Annotated in this window: 10 protein-coding genes and 1 pseudogene; 6 read left to right on the top strand and 5 right to left on the bottom strand. The window is 61.3% G+C overall.

The genetic code is table 11. The features are described from left to right. Positions 1-415 precede the first annotated feature (415 nt). Positions 416-951, top strand: a pseudogene (locus tag J2X42_RS23210) (IS3 family transposase); the annotation flags it as partial. Positions 952-1,814: 863 nt separating this feature from the next. Here the strand turns inward: J2X42_RS23210 and J2X42_RS23205 are convergent. The 4 genes from J2X42_RS23205 to J2X42_RS23190 form a co-directional block, all read right to left on the bottom strand. Continuing rightward, positions 1,815-3,014, bottom strand: coding sequence for an MFS transporter (locus J2X42_RS23205; protein ID WP_310168482.1), 1,200 nt, complete (start codon positions 3,012-3,014; stop codon positions 1,815-1,817). A gap of 233 nt (positions 3,015-3,247) precedes the next feature. Continuing rightward, positions 3,248-3,655, bottom strand: a complete 408-nt coding sequence (locus J2X42_RS23200; protein ID WP_310168481.1) for a nuclear transport factor 2 family protein — start codon at positions 3,653-3,655, stop codon at positions 3,248-3,250. Between the two features lie 74 nt (positions 3,656-3,729). Then, a complete protein-coding gene (locus J2X42_RS23195) occupies positions 3,730-6,258 on the bottom strand; it encodes an ATP-binding cassette domain-containing protein (RefSeq protein ID WP_310168480.1) in 2,529 nt (842 codons plus the stop codon). A gap of 50 nt (positions 6,259-6,308) precedes the next feature. Then, on the bottom strand, positions 6,309-7,367 hold the full coding sequence (locus tag J2X42_RS23190; protein ID WP_310168479.1) for an ABC transporter permease: 1,059 nt from the start codon (positions 7,365-7,367) through the stop codon (positions 6,309-6,311). A 552-nt stretch (positions 7,368-7,919) separates the two neighbouring features. On the opposite strand from J2X42_RS23190, the gene J2X42_RS23185 reads away from it, so the two are divergent. The 3 genes from J2X42_RS23185 to J2X42_RS23175 all read left to right on the top strand — a co-directional run bounded on the left by J2X42_RS23185 (position 7,920) and on the right by J2X42_RS23175 (position 12,215). Then, positions 7,920-9,206, top strand: a complete 1,287-nt coding sequence (locus J2X42_RS23185) for a substrate-binding domain-containing protein (RefSeq protein ID WP_310168478.1) — start codon at positions 7,920-7,922, stop codon at positions 9,204-9,206. Positions 9,207-9,461: 255 nt separating this feature from the next. Beyond that, complete coding sequence (locus J2X42_RS23180; protein ID WP_310168477.1) at positions 9,462-10,745, top strand: substrate-binding domain-containing protein; 1,284 nt, start codon at positions 9,462-9,464, stop codon at positions 10,743-10,745. 186 nt (positions 10,746-10,931) lie between these two features. Then, positions 10,932-12,215, top strand: coding sequence for a substrate-binding domain-containing protein (locus J2X42_RS23175; protein ID WP_310168476.1), 1,284 nt, complete (start codon positions 10,932-10,934; stop codon positions 12,213-12,215). A gap of 75 nt (positions 12,216-12,290) precedes the next feature. On the opposite strand, the gene J2X42_RS23170 is transcribed toward J2X42_RS23175, so the two are convergent. Then, a complete protein-coding gene (locus tag J2X42_RS23170; RefSeq protein ID WP_310168475.1) occupies positions 12,291-13,685 on the bottom strand; it encodes an MmgE/PrpD family protein in 1,395 nt (464 codons plus the stop codon). Between the two features lie 543 nt (positions 13,686-14,228). Here J2X42_RS23170 and J2X42_RS23165 point away from each other — a divergent pair. Both J2X42_RS23165 and J2X42_RS23160 read left to right on the top strand, forming a co-directional pair. Then, the gene (locus tag J2X42_RS23165; protein ID WP_310168473.1) at positions 14,229-15,257 is read left to right on the top strand and encodes a zinc-binding dehydrogenase; all 1,029 of its coding nucleotides are present in this window, start codon (positions 14,229-14,231) and stop codon (positions 15,255-15,257) included. A 32-nt stretch (positions 15,258-15,289) separates the two neighbouring features. Further along, positions 15,290-16,359 (top strand): aldehyde dehydrogenase family protein (locus tag J2X42_RS23160; protein ID WP_310168472.1); only part of this gene is annotated, 1,070 nt, incomplete at its 3' end.

Raw genomic sequence — 16,359 nt, 5'->3', positions numbered from 1 at the left:
GAGGCATGAAACAAAGCGGCTTCGGCAAAGAAAACGGCTTTGACTCCATCGCCATGTACACCCGCCGCAAAGCCGTCGTCTGGGACCTCTCCACCACACGCGACCTCCCCTACACCGACTGATGACCCTGTAGAAGTGATCGGCCCGCCGATCGCGCATCTGAAATTATCGGGTCAGGATTGTTAGAGCCCGGCCTGGGTGCAAGAAAGATGGGGACTCACACCATGTGAGTCCCCATTTTGCCGCCCATCGCCGGTGGTGTGACCGCGGCGCCGATGAAGCGGGCAGATGCCGAGCCACGCAATGTTCTTCGAGGCGGGACACCTGCACAACAGTCTGTTGCCCTTGACAGGCCAACAGTCCACCTACGGGACTGCCCCCGGTTTTGCGAACTCCTTGACCTAGCGAGCTTGTGCTCGTGGCGGGTGAGAACAGGGTCCAGCGCTTGTGCTGGGACCACAGCATCTGGTCGGTGTTCGCAAAGAAGCGGGGCCTGAACCGCAGACCGGGGCCACGGGTTCAGGACGACCTGGTCGAGCGGGATTTCAGCAGGATCGTCGGTACTCGATGGACGCGCTGATGAAGTCCTCGCTGGCCGTAGCAGCGCTGGAGAAGGCTGTGCTGGCACGCCGCCCGGCAGGGACAGTGGTGCACTCCGATCGCGGGACCCAGTTCCGGTCCTGCCGGTTCGTCGAGTCACCGCGGCACCACGGGCTCACTGGATCGATGGGCAGGGGCGGCGCGTGGACAACGCAGCGATGGAATCGTTTTCTCCCTGCTGCAGAAGAACGTCCCGCACCTCAGCGGTGGCTCACCAGGCAGGACCTCCGACTGGCCATCACAACTTGGATCGAGCGGTCCTATCACCGCAGGCGACGGTAAAGACGGCCGGGCAAACTCACGCCCATCGAATATGAAACAACCAACCAGACCGCGCTTACAGCGGCTTAAGACCCCGAGTCAACAAAAGCCGGGGCAGTCCCTACGGTCATGTGCACTCCCCCACTCCACGTACGTATGTCCGCCGTTCGTTTGTGAAGTTCCAATAGTTCTTGAATTGGTAGAGAGAGTGGTTCTAAGGGGCAGGATGTTGCGGCAGCTACCGCGTCTTCATTACCGCATTTGTGTCGAGGGGTTTGAGGCGCCGCGTGGAGCTTCCGGACCGTTGCGGTCTGGGACATGACACTTCGGCCCGCAGGCCCCCTTCGACCACCGTGTGGACTCCGGACTGGTGCAGGGCCAAGGCCGTGCCCAGAGTTACGCTTGTGGGTCGGGTTCCACCCGGGGTCAGCGCAATCACACTGCAGCGCTCTCCACCGCGCTGGATCTTGACTGAGAGGGGACGGAAATTCTTACCGCGGAGCTCGACTGCCCCCGCGGAGTCGGGAACGGCGTCAATGGAGTACTCAATGTATTCACCCGTGAAAGTTTGAAGTTCCAAATTAGTGGTTCCGTGGCCGTAGAATGCTCCGACGACCGTTGCTGACCCGACGAAGTGCCCCCTATAGCGTGGGCGCTTATGGTTGTCTTCCATGCATTCCTCCTGGCCTCCGGTAAAGGCAAATAAGCTGTCTGGGGTCCGTCTCTTCCATGCAGAAAGGTGCAGGCCTGAATCACGTCGATCCTTCGAACAGGGCTGACGGCTGGCTTCACCTCTGCTGGTGTGCTGCACTGGCGCCCGCCGATGATTTAAATTATCCCATAGTGCAGGATATCATCAACAACAATTCTTGCCGCTGATGCCCTTCTGATTCGGAAGTTCCTCCACACTTGCCGATCTCCCTACTTGCTCGGTGTCTGTCAGGGATCCTCCGTCAGGCTGATACAACCTGCCGCTGTCTGGATGCAAGCAGGCCCAGGGGTATGAAGCAGAGGGCGGCAATCGCCGTGCCAACAACGACAGGTCCTAATACACCCAATTCCGACTCGAGTGCCAGTCCTGCACTCCACGACCCGACGGCCGTTCCGAGGTTTAGGAAGGATGTGCACAGGGCTGAAGCAAGGGTCGGCGCACCTGCGGCGAGCCGAACCGCCATCGCGATGAGGATGGGGTGCATGGACACCCCGAAAAGTCCCAGAAGCACCGTTAGGCAAATCGTTAGGACCGATTGCTGCGACACAAGACAGAGGGCACCGAGCACCAGTAAGGTTCCTGTCGTAGTCGCAAACAGCACGGAGTACGGCCGCCTGGCGCCCAGATGGCCGCCAGTATACGAGCCAATGAAGGCTCCCACTCCGTAACCGAGCAACACGAATGGGGTTACAACTTCGGGGAGGCCCGTATTGACCATTAGGAGCGGAACGAGATAGCTGTACGCGGAATACGACGCGCCATTGACGGCCACACAGCAGGCCAGGACGAGCCAAACGCGGACATCCTGCAATGCTTTGAACTCTGCCCGGTCCGAGACGGCGTCCGTCTCAGGCGGGTTGTGCATGAGTGTGCGGTAAACGGCAATAAGCCCGAGCCCGGCGAGAGCAGCGAGGATCCAGAACGGTCCTCTCCAACCTACGAACTGGCCGGCCAGGGACCCGACAGGAACCCCAATGACGTTGGCGAGCATTCCCACGCTGATCACGATGCCCACCGCCCGCGAACTTTCTTCCGGTCCTGCTTCACGTGACGCCACTACCGCCGCAACAGCCCAGAAGGCGCCGGTGGCAAGGGCTGTAACAACTCGGGCGCTCAATACGAGTGCGAAGTCGGACGTGGTGGCCACGATGACATGTCCGATGGCGAAGATCACCAGAGAGAGGCAGAGCGCAGTTCTCTGGGAGAGCTTTAGCATCAGAACCGCCATGAGTGGCGTCCCCACGACCATGCCAATCGCGAAAACCGTGATCATCAGGCCCGCGTCAGCAACCGTCACCCCGAGATCGGCAGCGATTGTTGGGAGAAGGCCTGCAACAATAAACTCGGTCGTTCCCATGAGGAACGTGCCCCCGGCCAGGACAAAAGTGGCTAAGGGGTTTCTGGACTTTACTGTTACAGCCCCCACGGAGTCGGGTGCCACGGGCTACGTCCTTTTCTGGGGGGAACAGATCCAACCGGTAAGGTCCTGGGCCCGCCGTATGGGCCTACAAAACGAAACGGTCCCTGCACATGACGTCTTGGGAAACGCGTGCAGGGACCGTACTGCTTCTGAACCAGAGGGCCGGTGAAGCGGCCAGCTAAGGGTCAAGCGGCAGGCATGGTTACGGTGCCATAGTTCTACCCGCGTGCGGGTAGTGACGGAGCGGTCCGCCGCTATGACTGGCGTGACGCTACTGGTTCATCGAGCAGTGCGAAGAGGGGCGAATTGTCCACATAGATGCGCTGATCCGTGAACTTTCCTTCTTCCACTGTGAAGACGGAACATGCCTTGATCGACACGCTCCTTCCGTCCTGGAGGTGCCAAACCCCTAGGGACTCGAAGATAACGACGCCTTCATCTTCCTCCCACACGTTGACCAGATCGTGGTGGAGGGATTGCACCCGACCCAGCAGCCCCGACATCGCGGTGAGCGCCGCCTCGCGACCGGTGATCGTCGGCGCGGGAGCGAAGGTCAAAGTGATGTCGTCTGCGAAATACTTGCCATACCGCTCGGGGTCGTTAGTCTCCATTTCGGCGTAGTACTCGGTCAACAGGTCAACGATTTCCTGTCTTGCACGCAATATCAGGCTCCTTCTTGTCAGCAGGCTTGTTGGAAGAGGTGTTTCAAATGGGCTGGCACTGATAGATACTTACCTCATTTGCGGGTTCGTACCCGCTGGGCCACTGTGTAGCCGGACACTGCAACGAGCAGGATGATGCCGTAAATGACTTGCTCGGTCGCGTTCGGGATGTTCAGCAGCGGGGTGACATTGTCGAGCAGCGAGAGGAACACGGCGCCCAGAAGGGCACCAACGAAGGAGCCCCTGCCGCCGGTCATAACTGCCCCTCCCAGGAACACTGCGGCGAACGCGGGAAGAGAGTAGGTAGCTCCGACGGCGTTGGAGCCGATCCCTGTCTGGGATGCCAGGAGCACGCCTCCGACGACCGCACCGAGGGCGCACACGAGAAGTCCGACGGCCCGAATAACGCCGACCTGCCGGCCGATCCTTCGGCTTGCTTCGGGATTGAATCCGGCTGCTCGCACTGCCAGCCCTGTACGGCTGCGGAAGAGCCAGAGTTCCAGTGCGATTGTCAGCACGATCAGGCCGATAAAGGGCGCCGGCAAGAAGGCAATTCCGAGGCTGACTGCAGTTCCGAGGTCAGGTGCAATGACGCCACCCGGGGCGGGACGCAGGATGATTGCGATTCCCTGGACAATGCCCATCGTGGCAATAGTGGCGACCACTGCGTTGATCTTGAGCCAGCCAATCAGCACGGCGTTGAAACCGCCGATGGCCGCCGCGACGAGAAGAAGCAATGGAATCGTTCCCAGCAGCGACCCGGGACTTAAGTCCGGTAGCGTCATGGAGACAAGGACTACGGTGAGACTTATTGTTGACCCGATAGACAAGTCGAAGCCTCTCGAAAGCATGGTGAACTGCTGTCCGAGCGCGACGAAGGCCAATGGCAGAGCGATGATCAGCATGTTCGCCAGGTTGGGCCAGGTCCAGAAAAACGGCGATTGGCTGCCTGCGTATCCCGCCACTATTGCAGTCAGCAGCAACAGAACAACGATGGGGAAATTTGAGGTAGCGCGCGCGATGAGTCGGGACACGAACCCCGCGTCGCTTGGCACTTGATCGACGTGGCTTTGGTCGACGTCAGCTGCACTGACAAAGCCACGGACGATGGCGGACTCGGTCATCGGACTGGCAATCTCCTGGACCACCTTGCCCCGGGACATAACGTAGACCCTGTCGCACAGCCCTGCCAGTTCAGCAGAGTCTGAGGAATTTACGAGTACGGCCATTCCTTCCTCTGCTGCATTGGACAGGACGCGGTAGATGTCCATGCGGGCCCGCGCGTCGACACCTTGAGTCGGTTCGTCAACGATCAGGACCTTGGGGGGCCGCAGAGCCGGCCTGGCAAGGACAGCTTTCTGCTGGTTGCCGCCAGAGAGTCCGCTGATGGGCTGGTAAGGTGAGGCGGCCACAATGCCGAGCTGCTTTGACACCTTCCCGAAGGCCTCCCGCAGGCGGCCGGGCAGGGCAAGACCGAACGGACCGCTTTCAGGGCCCAGCTGGGCAGTAGCATTTTCCATTACGGACAACTCGCTGTAGACCGACTCAACGGCACGATCTCCACTCTGGAAACTCATGCCGGCGTCGAGGGCCGCTGAAGGACCGCCCCGTCCAACGGGCTTGCCGTCGACAAGGATCTCACCGGAGGTGCGCTTTTCGCCGATGAGGCCACGGAGCAGGGCACGCTGTCCGTTACCTTCTGCCCCTGCGACGCCGACGATCTCGCCCGGACGGACGCTAATCGACACGGGGCCGTACCCATGCCCGGCCAGGTCCCGGACCTCAAGTCTGCTGCTCTGCGCCGTCGATGGCGTCCGCGTAGGAAACTCGAGATCGGTCGGGGCGCCAACCATGACTTCGACTATTTCGTCCACTTCCCAGTTTCGGCCACTCCAGGTTCCCTGGATCACTCCGTCGCGGAGGACGGTGAGCCTGTCGGCGAGGCGGCGAACCTCTTCGAGTCGGTGGCTGACGTAGACGATGGCGACTCCCTCGTCGCGGGACTGACGGATCAGCCCCTCCAGGTGTGCCGCGTATTGCATGTCCAGGGCCGCCGTCGGTTCATCGAGCATCAGGACGCGTGGTTGGTGGCTCATGGCCCTCGCGACTTCGAGGAGCTGGCGTGCGCCTGGGCCCAGCGCGCCGACGAGGTCGGTAGGCTTGAAAGGCAGGTCGTAGCGGGCAAGAAGGCGGTCCAGATCCACCGGGCGCGGCTCGCCGATAGCGTTGAAGGATAGCGCGATGTTGTCGGCGACGGTAAGTTCCTCAACCAACGAGGTGTCCTGGTACGCAGTCATCAGCCCAAGTTTGCGGGCGCGTTTCACCGATCCGCCGGCCAGTGCTTGGCCTCCGATCGTGACTTCACCAGTGTCGTGGGTGAGGACGCCTGATGCGATCTTGATAAGGGTGGACTTCCCGGAGCCATTTTCTCCCACGAGTGCATGGACTTCTCCTGGCCGGCAGTCGAAGTTGACGTCGCTAAGGGCCTTCACGCCCGGGTACGACTTGGACACTCCCGCGAGGACGACGGCTGGCTCTTTCGAGTCAGTCTCCGCAGGCACAGAGCCGGCTTGTGTAGTCCCTACGTCCACGATTTTTTCCACTACATGTTCTCCTTTGGTCCTTCGCGACGGCGGCGGCGTGAGTTGACTCGTCATTTCAGCGGCCTTCCCAGCTGCAGCGCTGCAATCCGCCGGATTCCGGCGAGGCCATACTGGCTGATGGTGATCGCCGCCACTGCGACGACGAGGGTGAAGCCCTGAATCATAATTCGCGCGCCCGTGGGGAACCCGGCCACAACAAGGGCCTGATCAAGCAACTGCAGGAAGACGCAGGACACGAGCAGGCTCGCGACACTGGTTGGGCCGCCACTGAAGGTGAGTCCGGCAATAGCCACAGCCGTCACCGTCGCCAGTTGGTAGGGCGCGCCGATGGAGATGTCCGGCGTTCCAATGAATCCGGCAACCAGCACCCCGGCGATTCCGTAGAGGAGGCCGACGGCGGCAAACGTGCTCATCTGCACCAGGGCGACCCGCACCCCAAGAGCGGTCGCTGCCCGAGGATTCGATCCGACCTGGGCCACCCTGCGCCCGGCACGGGTGTAGGAGAGAACAGCAGCAAGGATCAAACCGACAATAAGCGCGGCGATGAAGCACATGTTGATGTTCAGGAGGGACCACTGGGCAAATTGCTGCAGCTGCTCCGGCGCTTCCCCAGTCAGCGAGAAAGACACGCCGGTCCACAGAAGCATCCCGCCCGTGACAATTCCGTAGGTAGCCAGTGTCACGATGATCGAGTTGAGTCGAAGAACGCAGATAAAGAAGCCGTTAACGATGCCTATAAACATGGACAGCACAAGGGCTGCGGGAATGACGAGCCACAGGTTCGCTCCCGGCACACCGTAGTGGACTACTATTCCGGCCGAGGCAGCAACCACGGCAGAGACCGAAAGATCGATTGCGCCCAACATCACGACAAGCATCTGCCCCATCGCTGCCAAAGCGAGGACACCCGCGAGGGCACTGACGACCCGTACTGAATTCCCACCCAGGCTGGCGGGCGCAATTACCGCTGCGAAAATCAGCAGTAGGAGCAGCGCGCCCCAGCTGGCCAGATACCGGGCAGGAAATCGGTACTTCAAGTCCGTCAGCCGGTTTTGGGAGGCAGCCGGCGGAATGTAGGTCGGGCCGTTCTGTGTCACATCTGTAGTCATCGCGGATTCCTCCGCAGGGTTTTCAACACTTCTTTGAACCTCCGGGTCAGAAGCAACATTGCTTCAGTAAAGTTTCGGCCGGAGCGACCGAAGGATTGGTTCGCGCAGAGTTGGCTGCATTTTCCTCCACTTAACGCGAACGTGTTGTAGGTCACAAGCGGTTTAGCTCATGCGCAAGGCAGGAGTCTTTTCCGCCGATGGGCGGTCAGGCACTCCTGCCCCAGCAATATTCATCCGATCCTTAGCGAACCTAGGGATTACGGCTTCCGGCCCGTCCGCTTCATCTGCGCAGGGCCGATCCCGATGATTGACACTATCCCACATTGCGAGATATTGTTCAAGCGTGAGCAAGGACACACACGGGTTCCTGTCCATAGGTCGATGACGATCAAAGCTGACTTCTCGCCGCTCCAGCGAGGGCTCTGCATAATTCATCACCTTCGGTGGAGGCCCAAAGCTTTTGCCATCTGTCCCAGCCTGGCTATTTCTTGGGCGCCCATATCAAAGGAGAGTCATGGGTGCCACCAAACATCCCAATGAGGAGTTACTTCCATGAGAATGGCATCCCGGGCCCGCTCAGGGCCCAACAGGAACCGCTCGGTTCTTCAGCCGCTCGCAGCGCTTCTGCTGGCGGCCTCGCTGGCTGGCTGCTCGACGACGACGGGCCCGTCAGGCGGCTCGGGCACCACCGGCGCCGCGTCCGGCGACGACATCACCGCAGAGAGTGTCGACCAGCAGGCCCTTGCGGCCACGATCAAGAAGACATTCCTCACCGACATCCCCGTTTCCGACCTGGACCCCGTGGTGGCCGACGCCATGGCCGCCGCTTCCCGGTCCTTTACGCCCGAGCAGAATGAACTGTTCAAGACCTGCCTCCAGCAGGGTTCCTGCGACACCGGCCGCGGGTCTCTGACGATGGCATTGGCGATGCAGAACGCCAATCCCTGGGTTAGCGTCTTCCGCGGTGAAGCCACGGCCCAGGCGCTGGCTTATCCGCAGGTCAAGAGGATCGTATACAACAACGCTAACGGTGACGTGGCGGCTGTCCTGGCGAACCTGCGGAGCCTGATAGCGCAGCGGGTTGACATTATCGTGACCGACCCGGTTTTCGGCGGCGCGATCGCGTCCGCGCTTCAGCAGGCTAAGCAGGCAGGAATCACCGTCGTCACCGTAAACAGCGAACTTCCGGAGGATGCGGCGTCGTCCGTGTCCGCCCAGGTCCCGCTGTCGCTCTGCGACCTCTACACCGAGGGCGCCCAAGCCCTGGTGAGGAAGTTGGGGAACGGCAAGTCCTACGCGCTGTACACCGGCATCCCCGGCAACAGCAGCGCTTCGGCATGGCAGCCGTGCGCAAAGAAGGTCCTTGACGGTGCTGGCTGGACCCAGGTCACCGAGGGTTTCACGCAGTGGACTCCTCAGGGTGCAGCTCAGGCTGCCAACGCCCTCCTTGCTTCCGGCCAGGAGCCGGCTGCGATCATCTATGACTACACCACCGACGACTTCGCGAAGCCCTACATCGCCGAGGGCAGGACACCGCCAGTCTTCCTGAGCGACGTCATGAACTACTCCTGGCTCTCACTGGTTCAGCAGGCCAAGCAGTCCGGTACCAATGTGACCTCCTGGCTCGCCAGCAGCCATGTCTGGTTCGGCCGATTCGGGGTGACGGCCGGTATCAAGATCAAGCAAGGTCAGCAGATCCCGGCCGAGGTCCCCGTGCGCGTGCCCACCGTGGCGACTGATTCAGTGCTCGACACCAACAGGGCGGACATCCCCTCCAGCGTCCCCGTATCCAGCCTGCTCACGCCCGAACAGATGAACCTCGCGCTGGCAGCACCCTAAGCAGGCCTGTCCTCGCATAAGTCGCGGGTCCCATCCTCCGGAACCTGCTGCTTTTGGGAAGCAGCAGCACACTGCGCTTCCTCCGCAGCAGAGAACGCACGCCGCTGAGCCCCCACTTCGCGGAAGGCGCCAGATGCGCTGTCACTGCCTGCCCAGGCTCTTCGGAGCTGGCCCGTAGGTCAAAGTTTGTCCCCGGGCGCCCATATCAAAGAAGAGCCGTGGGCGCCCCCAACCATCCACTCAGGAGCAACATCAATGAATAAGGCATCCCCGGGCCACTCAAGGCCCTTCAAGAATCGATCGGCTCTACAGCTGCTCGCCGCGTTCCTGCTGGCAGCGTCGTTGGCAGCCTGCTCCACGACGGGGTCTTCCGGCGGTTCCAGCGCGCCTGCGACCGCTTCCGGCGAGGACATCACCGCCCAAAGCGTCGACCAGCAGGCCCTCGCGGCCACGATCAAGAAGACCTTCCTGACCGACATCCCCGTTTCCGATCTGGACCCGGTAGTGGCCGACACCATGGCAGCCGCCTCAAAGCCGCTGACACCCGAGCAGAATGCACTGTTCAAAACCTGCCTTCAGCAGAGCTCCTGCGACACCGGTCGCGGCTCCCTGACCGTTGCCATCGCACTCGAGAACAGCAACTCCTTCGCCAGCATCATGCGCGGCGAAGCCACAGCCCAGGCACTCGCGTACCCGCAGGTGAAGAAAATCGTGTACAACAACGCCAACGGCGATGTCGCAGCGGTGCTGGCGAACCTGCGAAGCCTGGTGGCCCAGAAGGTCGACATCATCGTGACCGACCCGGTCTTTGGTGGAGCCATCGCCTCCGCGCTGCAGCAGGCTAAGCAGGCAGGCGTGACGGTCGTCACATATAACACCCCGCTTCCCGGGGATGTCGCGTCCTCGGTCTCTGCACAGGTTCCGCTGGCGCTATGCGACCTGTACACCGAGGGCGCCCAGACCTTGGTGAATGAGCTTGGGAACAACAAGACCTACGCCCTGTACACCGGCATCCCCGGCAACAGCAACGCAGCAGCATGGCAGCCGTGCGCAAAGAAGGTCCTCGAAGGCGCCGGCTGGACCCAGATCACGGAGGGCTTCACGCAGTGGACAGCGCAAGGCGCAGCGCAGGCTGCCAACGCCCTTCTCGCATCGGGCCAGCAGCCTGACGCCATCATCTATGACGACACGACCGATGACTTCCTGAAGCCATACATTGCCGATCGCAAGACGCCCCCGGCCTTCCTGAGCGACGTGATGACCCACTCATGGTTCACAACGGTTCAGCAGGCGAAGGATGCGGGTATCAACCCGAAGTCCTGGCTGGCAAGCAGCCACGTCTGGTTCCCCCGGTTCGGCGTCACCGCCGGAATCAAGATCAGGGAAGGCCAGCAGGTTCCCGCTGAGGTGCCCGTTCGGGTACCGGTCGTCACAACCGATTCGGTTATGAACATCAACAGCCCGGAAATCCCCTCCCGTGTTCCCGCTTCCAGCCTGCTCACGCCCGAGCAGATGAACCTCGCACTGGCAGCACCGTAAGCAGATTCAGCCTCACAACGCCGCGGGTCCCCACTCTCCGGGACCCGCGGCTCTTAGCAAGCAGCTTTCACCACGCATCTCTTGCGTGTCCCCAAGGCTTACCCGTTTGTCACAGCCTGTCATTGGCGCCCACATCAAAGGCGAAACCGTGTGCGCCGCTACCCATCCACTGAGGAGTTACATTAAATGAACATGTCATCCCCGGCCCGCTCAGGGCCGCACAAGAACCGATCGGTTCTTCAACTGCTGTCAGCGTGCGTGCTGGCAGCGTCGTTGGCAGCCTGCTCGACGACGGGGTCCTCCGGCGGTTCCAGCGCGCCTGCGACCGCTTCCGGCGAGGACATCACCGCCCAAAGCGTCGACCAGCAGGCCCTCGCGGCCACGATCAAGAAGACCTTCCTGACCGACATCCCCGTTTCCGATCTGGACCCGGTAGCGGCCGACGCCATGGCAGCTGCCTCAAAACCACTCACACCCGAGCAGAATGCACTGTTCAAAACCTGCCTGCAACAGGGTTCCTGCGACACCGGACGCGGTACCCTGACCGTTGCCTTGGCGATGCAAAGCAGCAACGCGTGGGGCAACATTTTCCGCGGCGAAGCCACGGCGCAGGCGTTGGCCTATCCGCAGGTCAAGAAGATCGTCTACAACAACGCCAACGGCGATGTCGCGGCGGTACTGGCAAACCTGCGGAGCCTTATAGCCCAGAAGGTCGACATCATCGTCACCGACCCGGTCTTTGGTGGAGCCATCGCGTCTGCGCTGCAGCAGGCCAAGCAGGCAGGGATCACCGTTGTCACAGTGAACACCCCGCTACCAGGTGACGCAGCATCGTCCGTGTCAGCCCAGGTCCCACTGGCCCTATGCGAGCTCTACACCGAGGGCGCCCAGGCCTTGGTTGATGAGCTCGGCAATGACAAGTCCTACGCCCTGTACACCGGCATCCCAGGCAACAGCAACGCCGCAGAATGGCAGCCCTGCCTGAAAAAGGTCCTCGACGGTGCCGGCTGGACCCAGACCACGGAGGGCTTCACCCAGTGGACAGCGCAAGGCGCGGCGCAGGCTGCGAACGCCCTTCTGGCCTCGGGACAGGAGCCCGCGGCAGTCATCTACGACTACACCACCGACGACTTCCTGAAGCCCTACATCGACGATCGCAAGACACCTCCGGCCTTCCTGAGCGACGTGATGAACTACTCCTGGCTCACCCTGGTCCAGCAGGCGAAGGACGCTGGAATCACCCCCAAGTCCTGGCTCGCGAGCAGCCACGTCTGGTTCGGCCGGTTTGGCGTCACTGCCGGAATCAAGATTAAGGAAGGCCGGGAGGTTCCCGCCCAGGTTCCTGTGCGGGTTCCAACCGTTTCAAGCGACGCGGTCCTTGACACCAACAGCCCGGAGATCCCCTCCAGCGTCCCCGTTTCCAGCCTGCTCACGCCTGAAAATATGAAGATCGCGTTGGCAGCACCGTAAGCAGGTTCGGTCTCAAAAGTGCAGCACCCCGGTTCCATGGGATCCGGGGTGCTGCACTTTTGACATGGCGAAGGTTCAGCTCCGGGGGGCCAGCACCCGTACCAGTTCCACGGCATCGGGAACAGTTTCAAGGTTCTGTGCGATGCCCTCTGCGGTGGCAATCTGATCGGATGCCGGGCGCGTGACCGAGGCATCCGCACAGTCCCTGAACTTTTGTCCAATGGCCTTCCAGTCCAACGGGGCTTCCGGGTTGCCCGGGACACCGGTCCCCACCTTGCTGAATGTCCTGCCGTCGGTCATTTCGAGCTCTACGCGTCCTGGCGGCAGCTCGAGCTTCCAGTCAAGGCTTGCGTCGCCCACGGGAACTATCTTCCGGGCTACGGCCAGGACTCTGGGATCCTTCAGCGCTTCCTCGGTGAAATGTGACACCTTCACACCCCGATGAACGGCCGCCACAGCCACCAGGAAGGGAAGGCTGAACTTGGCGTCCACCAGCGTTGACGGGGCCCGCCTCTCCTCCAGCGGCCGACACATCAGATCGTGATAGTCGCCGACGTGGAGACGGATTTCTCTCACGTCGTCCAGTTGAAGGTTGTTCTCGTTCAACAGCTCAATCGTGGCGTGGATGTGGCTATGGGCGGTGCCCACGGTCGGCCAGAGCTTATACAGGGTTCCGCTGCCTTTGAAGTCTTTCCCCAGGCCTTCGAGGATGGCTTCGCGGTTGTATCGGCCGTCGAAATAGGTGTTGAAGAATCCATATTGGCCCTCGAAGACAGTCGGGACTCCGGTCACGCCTTTCTGGGCGAGCAGTACAGCGAGAACGGCACCTTTAGCTGAGAACCCGGCATACATTCCGCGGACATTGCCGCCAGTTCCGGCCACAAGCTCCATAAGCCCGGCCGATTGCATAGTGGCGATGCCAAAGGCATTTACTATCTCTTCGCGCGACAAGTGCAGCAGGTGGCCCGCAGCAGCAACAGCGGCAAACACTCCTATCACCGGTGAAAGGTTCCAGTCTTTTTTCCATCCAACATTGCAGCGCAGTCGGGCGAAGATGTCCTGTCCGGCAGCGACGGCAGCGATCATGTCCTTGCCAGTCACACCCCCAATGCGTTCGGCAACGGCGAACGCGGCCGGGACGATGGAACTGGACGAATGCTGGCCCCAAGGGGTTTGATCGTCGAAATCCAGGCAGTGCGCCATAGCGCCATTAGCAAATGCAGCCATGATCGCGGGAGCCTGGCCGCCGAAAGCGAGTATGGACGATTCCGGCCGGCCAGCGCTCTCCTGGACGATCTCCACCAAACCGCGAACGGCCGGTTCCGTTCCACTCGCGGCAAGGATAACCCCGAATGTGTCAAGGATGCTCTTTTTTGCCGCCTCAACGGCGTCGGGAGGCGTACTTGCGTAGCTGGTCTCAGCGACAAAGCTCGCGAAGTGTTCAACCAGATCACTGGAAGGCACGGGCATGAGACACCTTTCGTTTGGGGAAATCATGAAAATGCGCGGAATGGAGATAAACGGCCACGGACTTTCGGGACAGGTGCCGGGCAGAAGCTCTTATTACGTCGCCGACACTGCGATGGCTTTGCCAAGTGCGCCCCGCCTTTTCTGTACTGTACGTAGAACCTGGAGTTAGGCTCGTCGTTGACCAAGTCCCATAATGCAGGATATCATCAATGGGTACCCATGGGCCATGCAGAGCAGTGCCAAAGCTGCGAACCCAGAGCCGGTGAAGCAGGGCGTGCAAGTTAGTCAGATCGACACGGTATGTATCAACATGCCCGAGTATTCACGCCGCTGACCACCCAACACTCAGCCGAAGGTAGTAAGACGCATGACTGAACAATGTCGATCGGGCCGGTGCCAAACGTGCACTCTCGACCCATCCAGCCGCACGCGTATTTCAAGAGTCATTCCGGAGCGGACACTGCTGGCCGTCGCTCCCGCTGCCGCCGCCACTTCCGGCGGACCATGCCCGACACAACAATCTCGAGGGGACGAGGAGTAATCATGAAAGCTGTTGTTTTCCAAGGCGAAGGCAAACTCGAGATCCGCGACTATCCGGATCCGGTACCGGGACCGGATGAAGTGGTCATCCGTATGAAGGCCTCCGGTATGTGTGGGAGCGATCTTCATCACCTCCACGGTCCATTGCGTACCGGACCTGAACTGGTGATTGAAGGGCATGAGCCCTGTGGAGTTGTCGAGCTTGTCGGCGACGCTGTGCGGCCCACCGAAGCCAAAGTCGGGGACCGCGTTATGGTCCACCACTACGACGGGTGCCGTACCTGCCAGTACTGCAGGTCCGGCTGGACGCAGTACTGCCCGAACGCGCGCATCGTTTACGGCGGACTGAACGGCGACGGAGGGCATGCCGACTTCATGAAGGTTCCCGCGCACACACTCATCAAATTGCCCGACTCTCTCTCGTTCAAAACCGGAGCGGCCATCTCGTGTGGCACCGGAACGGCGTTCGCAGCTATCAAGAGGGTCGAGCTTTCCGCAGACGAAACGGTAGCGGTCTTTGGTCAAGGACCGGTTGGGCTGAGCGTCACTATGCTGGCGAAGGCATTCGGCGCCAGGGTCGTTGCAATCGACGTCGAGCCTTCACGGCTGGACATGGCCAAGCAACTCGGAGCGGACCACGTGGTCAACTCGCTGGAGCAGGACCCCGTTGCCGCTGTACGTGAGCTGACCCGACGCGGTGAAGGGGCGGACAAATCCATAGAATGCAGTGCCATTCCCGCCGTACGCCGGCAGGCGATTCAAGCAGTCCGGCCCTGGGGCACCGCCTGCATGGTCGGAGTCTTCGGCAAAATCGATCTGGACAGCGAAGAGCTCATCCATTTGCACAAAACAGTCCTCGGCTCACTCACGTTCAGCAAAAACCAGCAGGAAGACTGCGCCCAGTTCATCGCCGAACGAGGCCTGGACGTTGAATCCCTGTTCACGAACGAGTTCCGCCTGGCCGAAGCAGAGCAGGCCTACGAGCTGTTCGATCAACGCAAGATCGGCAAAGGCGTCTTCATTTTTGATTGACGGAATGCCAAAGGTCATCTGAGAGGAAAATCATGACCGCCACCGAGCAGAACTTCGCAGTGAGCGAGCAGGCGCAGAGTTTCCTGTCCCGAGACGTGCACCACCTCTTTATCGATGGACAGAGGGTCCCGGCCGTGTCGGGAAAGACATTGACCACCACCACCCCGTCCACCGGCGAGCTCCTGGCGCGCTTTGCTGCCGGCGGTGAGGCCGACGTCGACCGTGCCGTCATCGCTGCACGCAAGGCGTTCAAGGGTCCGTGGAGCACCTGGACACCCTACGAGCGCCAGGGATTGCTCACACGCATCGCCCAGGTCCTTGACGAAAGATTCGAGGAACTGATCCAGATCGAGGCACTGGACATGGGCGCCCCGATCTCCAGGCTGCGCAACTCCAAGCCCGCCCTGATGAAGATGCTGACATTCTTCGCCGGACAGGCCACCAACATCTCAGGCGAGACTCTGATGAACGGCATCCCGGGCAACGTCGCCACGATGACGTTGAAAGCCCCGGTCGGTGTCATCGGCGGCATCATCCCCTGGAACGGTCCCCTCGGGGGTCAGTTCTGGATCATCGGGGCCGTTCTGGCCAGCGGCTGCACCACCGTGCTCAAGCCGTCGGAGGAGGCCTTTCTGTCGGTCCTGCGGGTTGCCGAGATCCTGCACGAAGCCGGGGTGCCGGCAGGGGTCGTCAACGTCGTCACTGGGTTGGGCAGGGATGCCGGCAGCGCGCTGGCGGCCCACCCCGACGTGGACCGCATCGCCTTCACCGGTTCCACGGAGACCGGCCGGCGCATCATTGAGGCGTCCACGACGAATATCAAGAAGCTGCAGCTTGAACTGGGCGGCAAGTCCGCGGACATCATCTGCGCCGACGCGGACTTGGACAAAGCCGTGCCCGGCGCCGCAATGGGCGTTTTCGGCAACTCAGGGCAGGTTTGCTATGCCGGGACCAGGGTGCTGGTTCAGCGGTCCATCGTTGATGAGTTCACCAAGCGGCTGCTGGACTTCATGGAAACCCAGCGGGTCGGGCACAGCCTGGACGACGCCGCCACCATGGGCCCGGTCATCTCCCAGCCCCAGTTGGACACCGTCCTGTCCTA

This window comes from Arthrobacter sp. BE255, assembly GCF_031457335.1.
In the GTDB taxonomy this organism is placed as follows: Bacteria; Actinomycetota; Actinomycetes; order Actinomycetales; family Micrococcaceae; genus Arthrobacter.
The sequence above is the reverse complement of the archived record's forward strand: the minus strand, read 5'-3'. Positions and strand labels throughout refer to the sequence as shown.

Excerpts from the sequence above, each read along its gene's own strand:
- J2X42_RS23180 (WP_310168477.1), top strand. The coding sequence starts at position 9,462 with ATGAATAAGGCATCCCCGGGCCACTCAAGGCCCTTCAAGAATCGATCG.
- J2X42_RS23190 (WP_310168479.1), bottom strand. The coding sequence starts at position 7,367 with ATGACTACAGATGTGACACAGAACGGCCCGACCTACATTCCGCCGGCT.
- J2X42_RS23175 (WP_310168476.1), top strand. The coding sequence starts at position 10,932 with ATGAACATGTCATCCCCGGCCCGCTCAGGGCCGCACAAGAACCGATCG.
- J2X42_RS23170 (WP_310168475.1), bottom strand. The coding sequence starts at position 13,685 with ATGCCCGTGCCTTCCAGTGATCTGGTTGAACACTTCGCGAGCTTTGTC.
- J2X42_RS23165 (WP_310168473.1), top strand. The coding sequence starts at position 14,229 with ATGAAAGCTGTTGTTTTCCAAGGCGAAGGCAAACTCGAGATCCGCGAC.
- J2X42_RS23185 (WP_310168478.1), top strand. The coding sequence starts at position 7,920 with ATGAGAATGGCATCCCGGGCCCGCTCAGGGCCCAACAGGAACCGCTCG.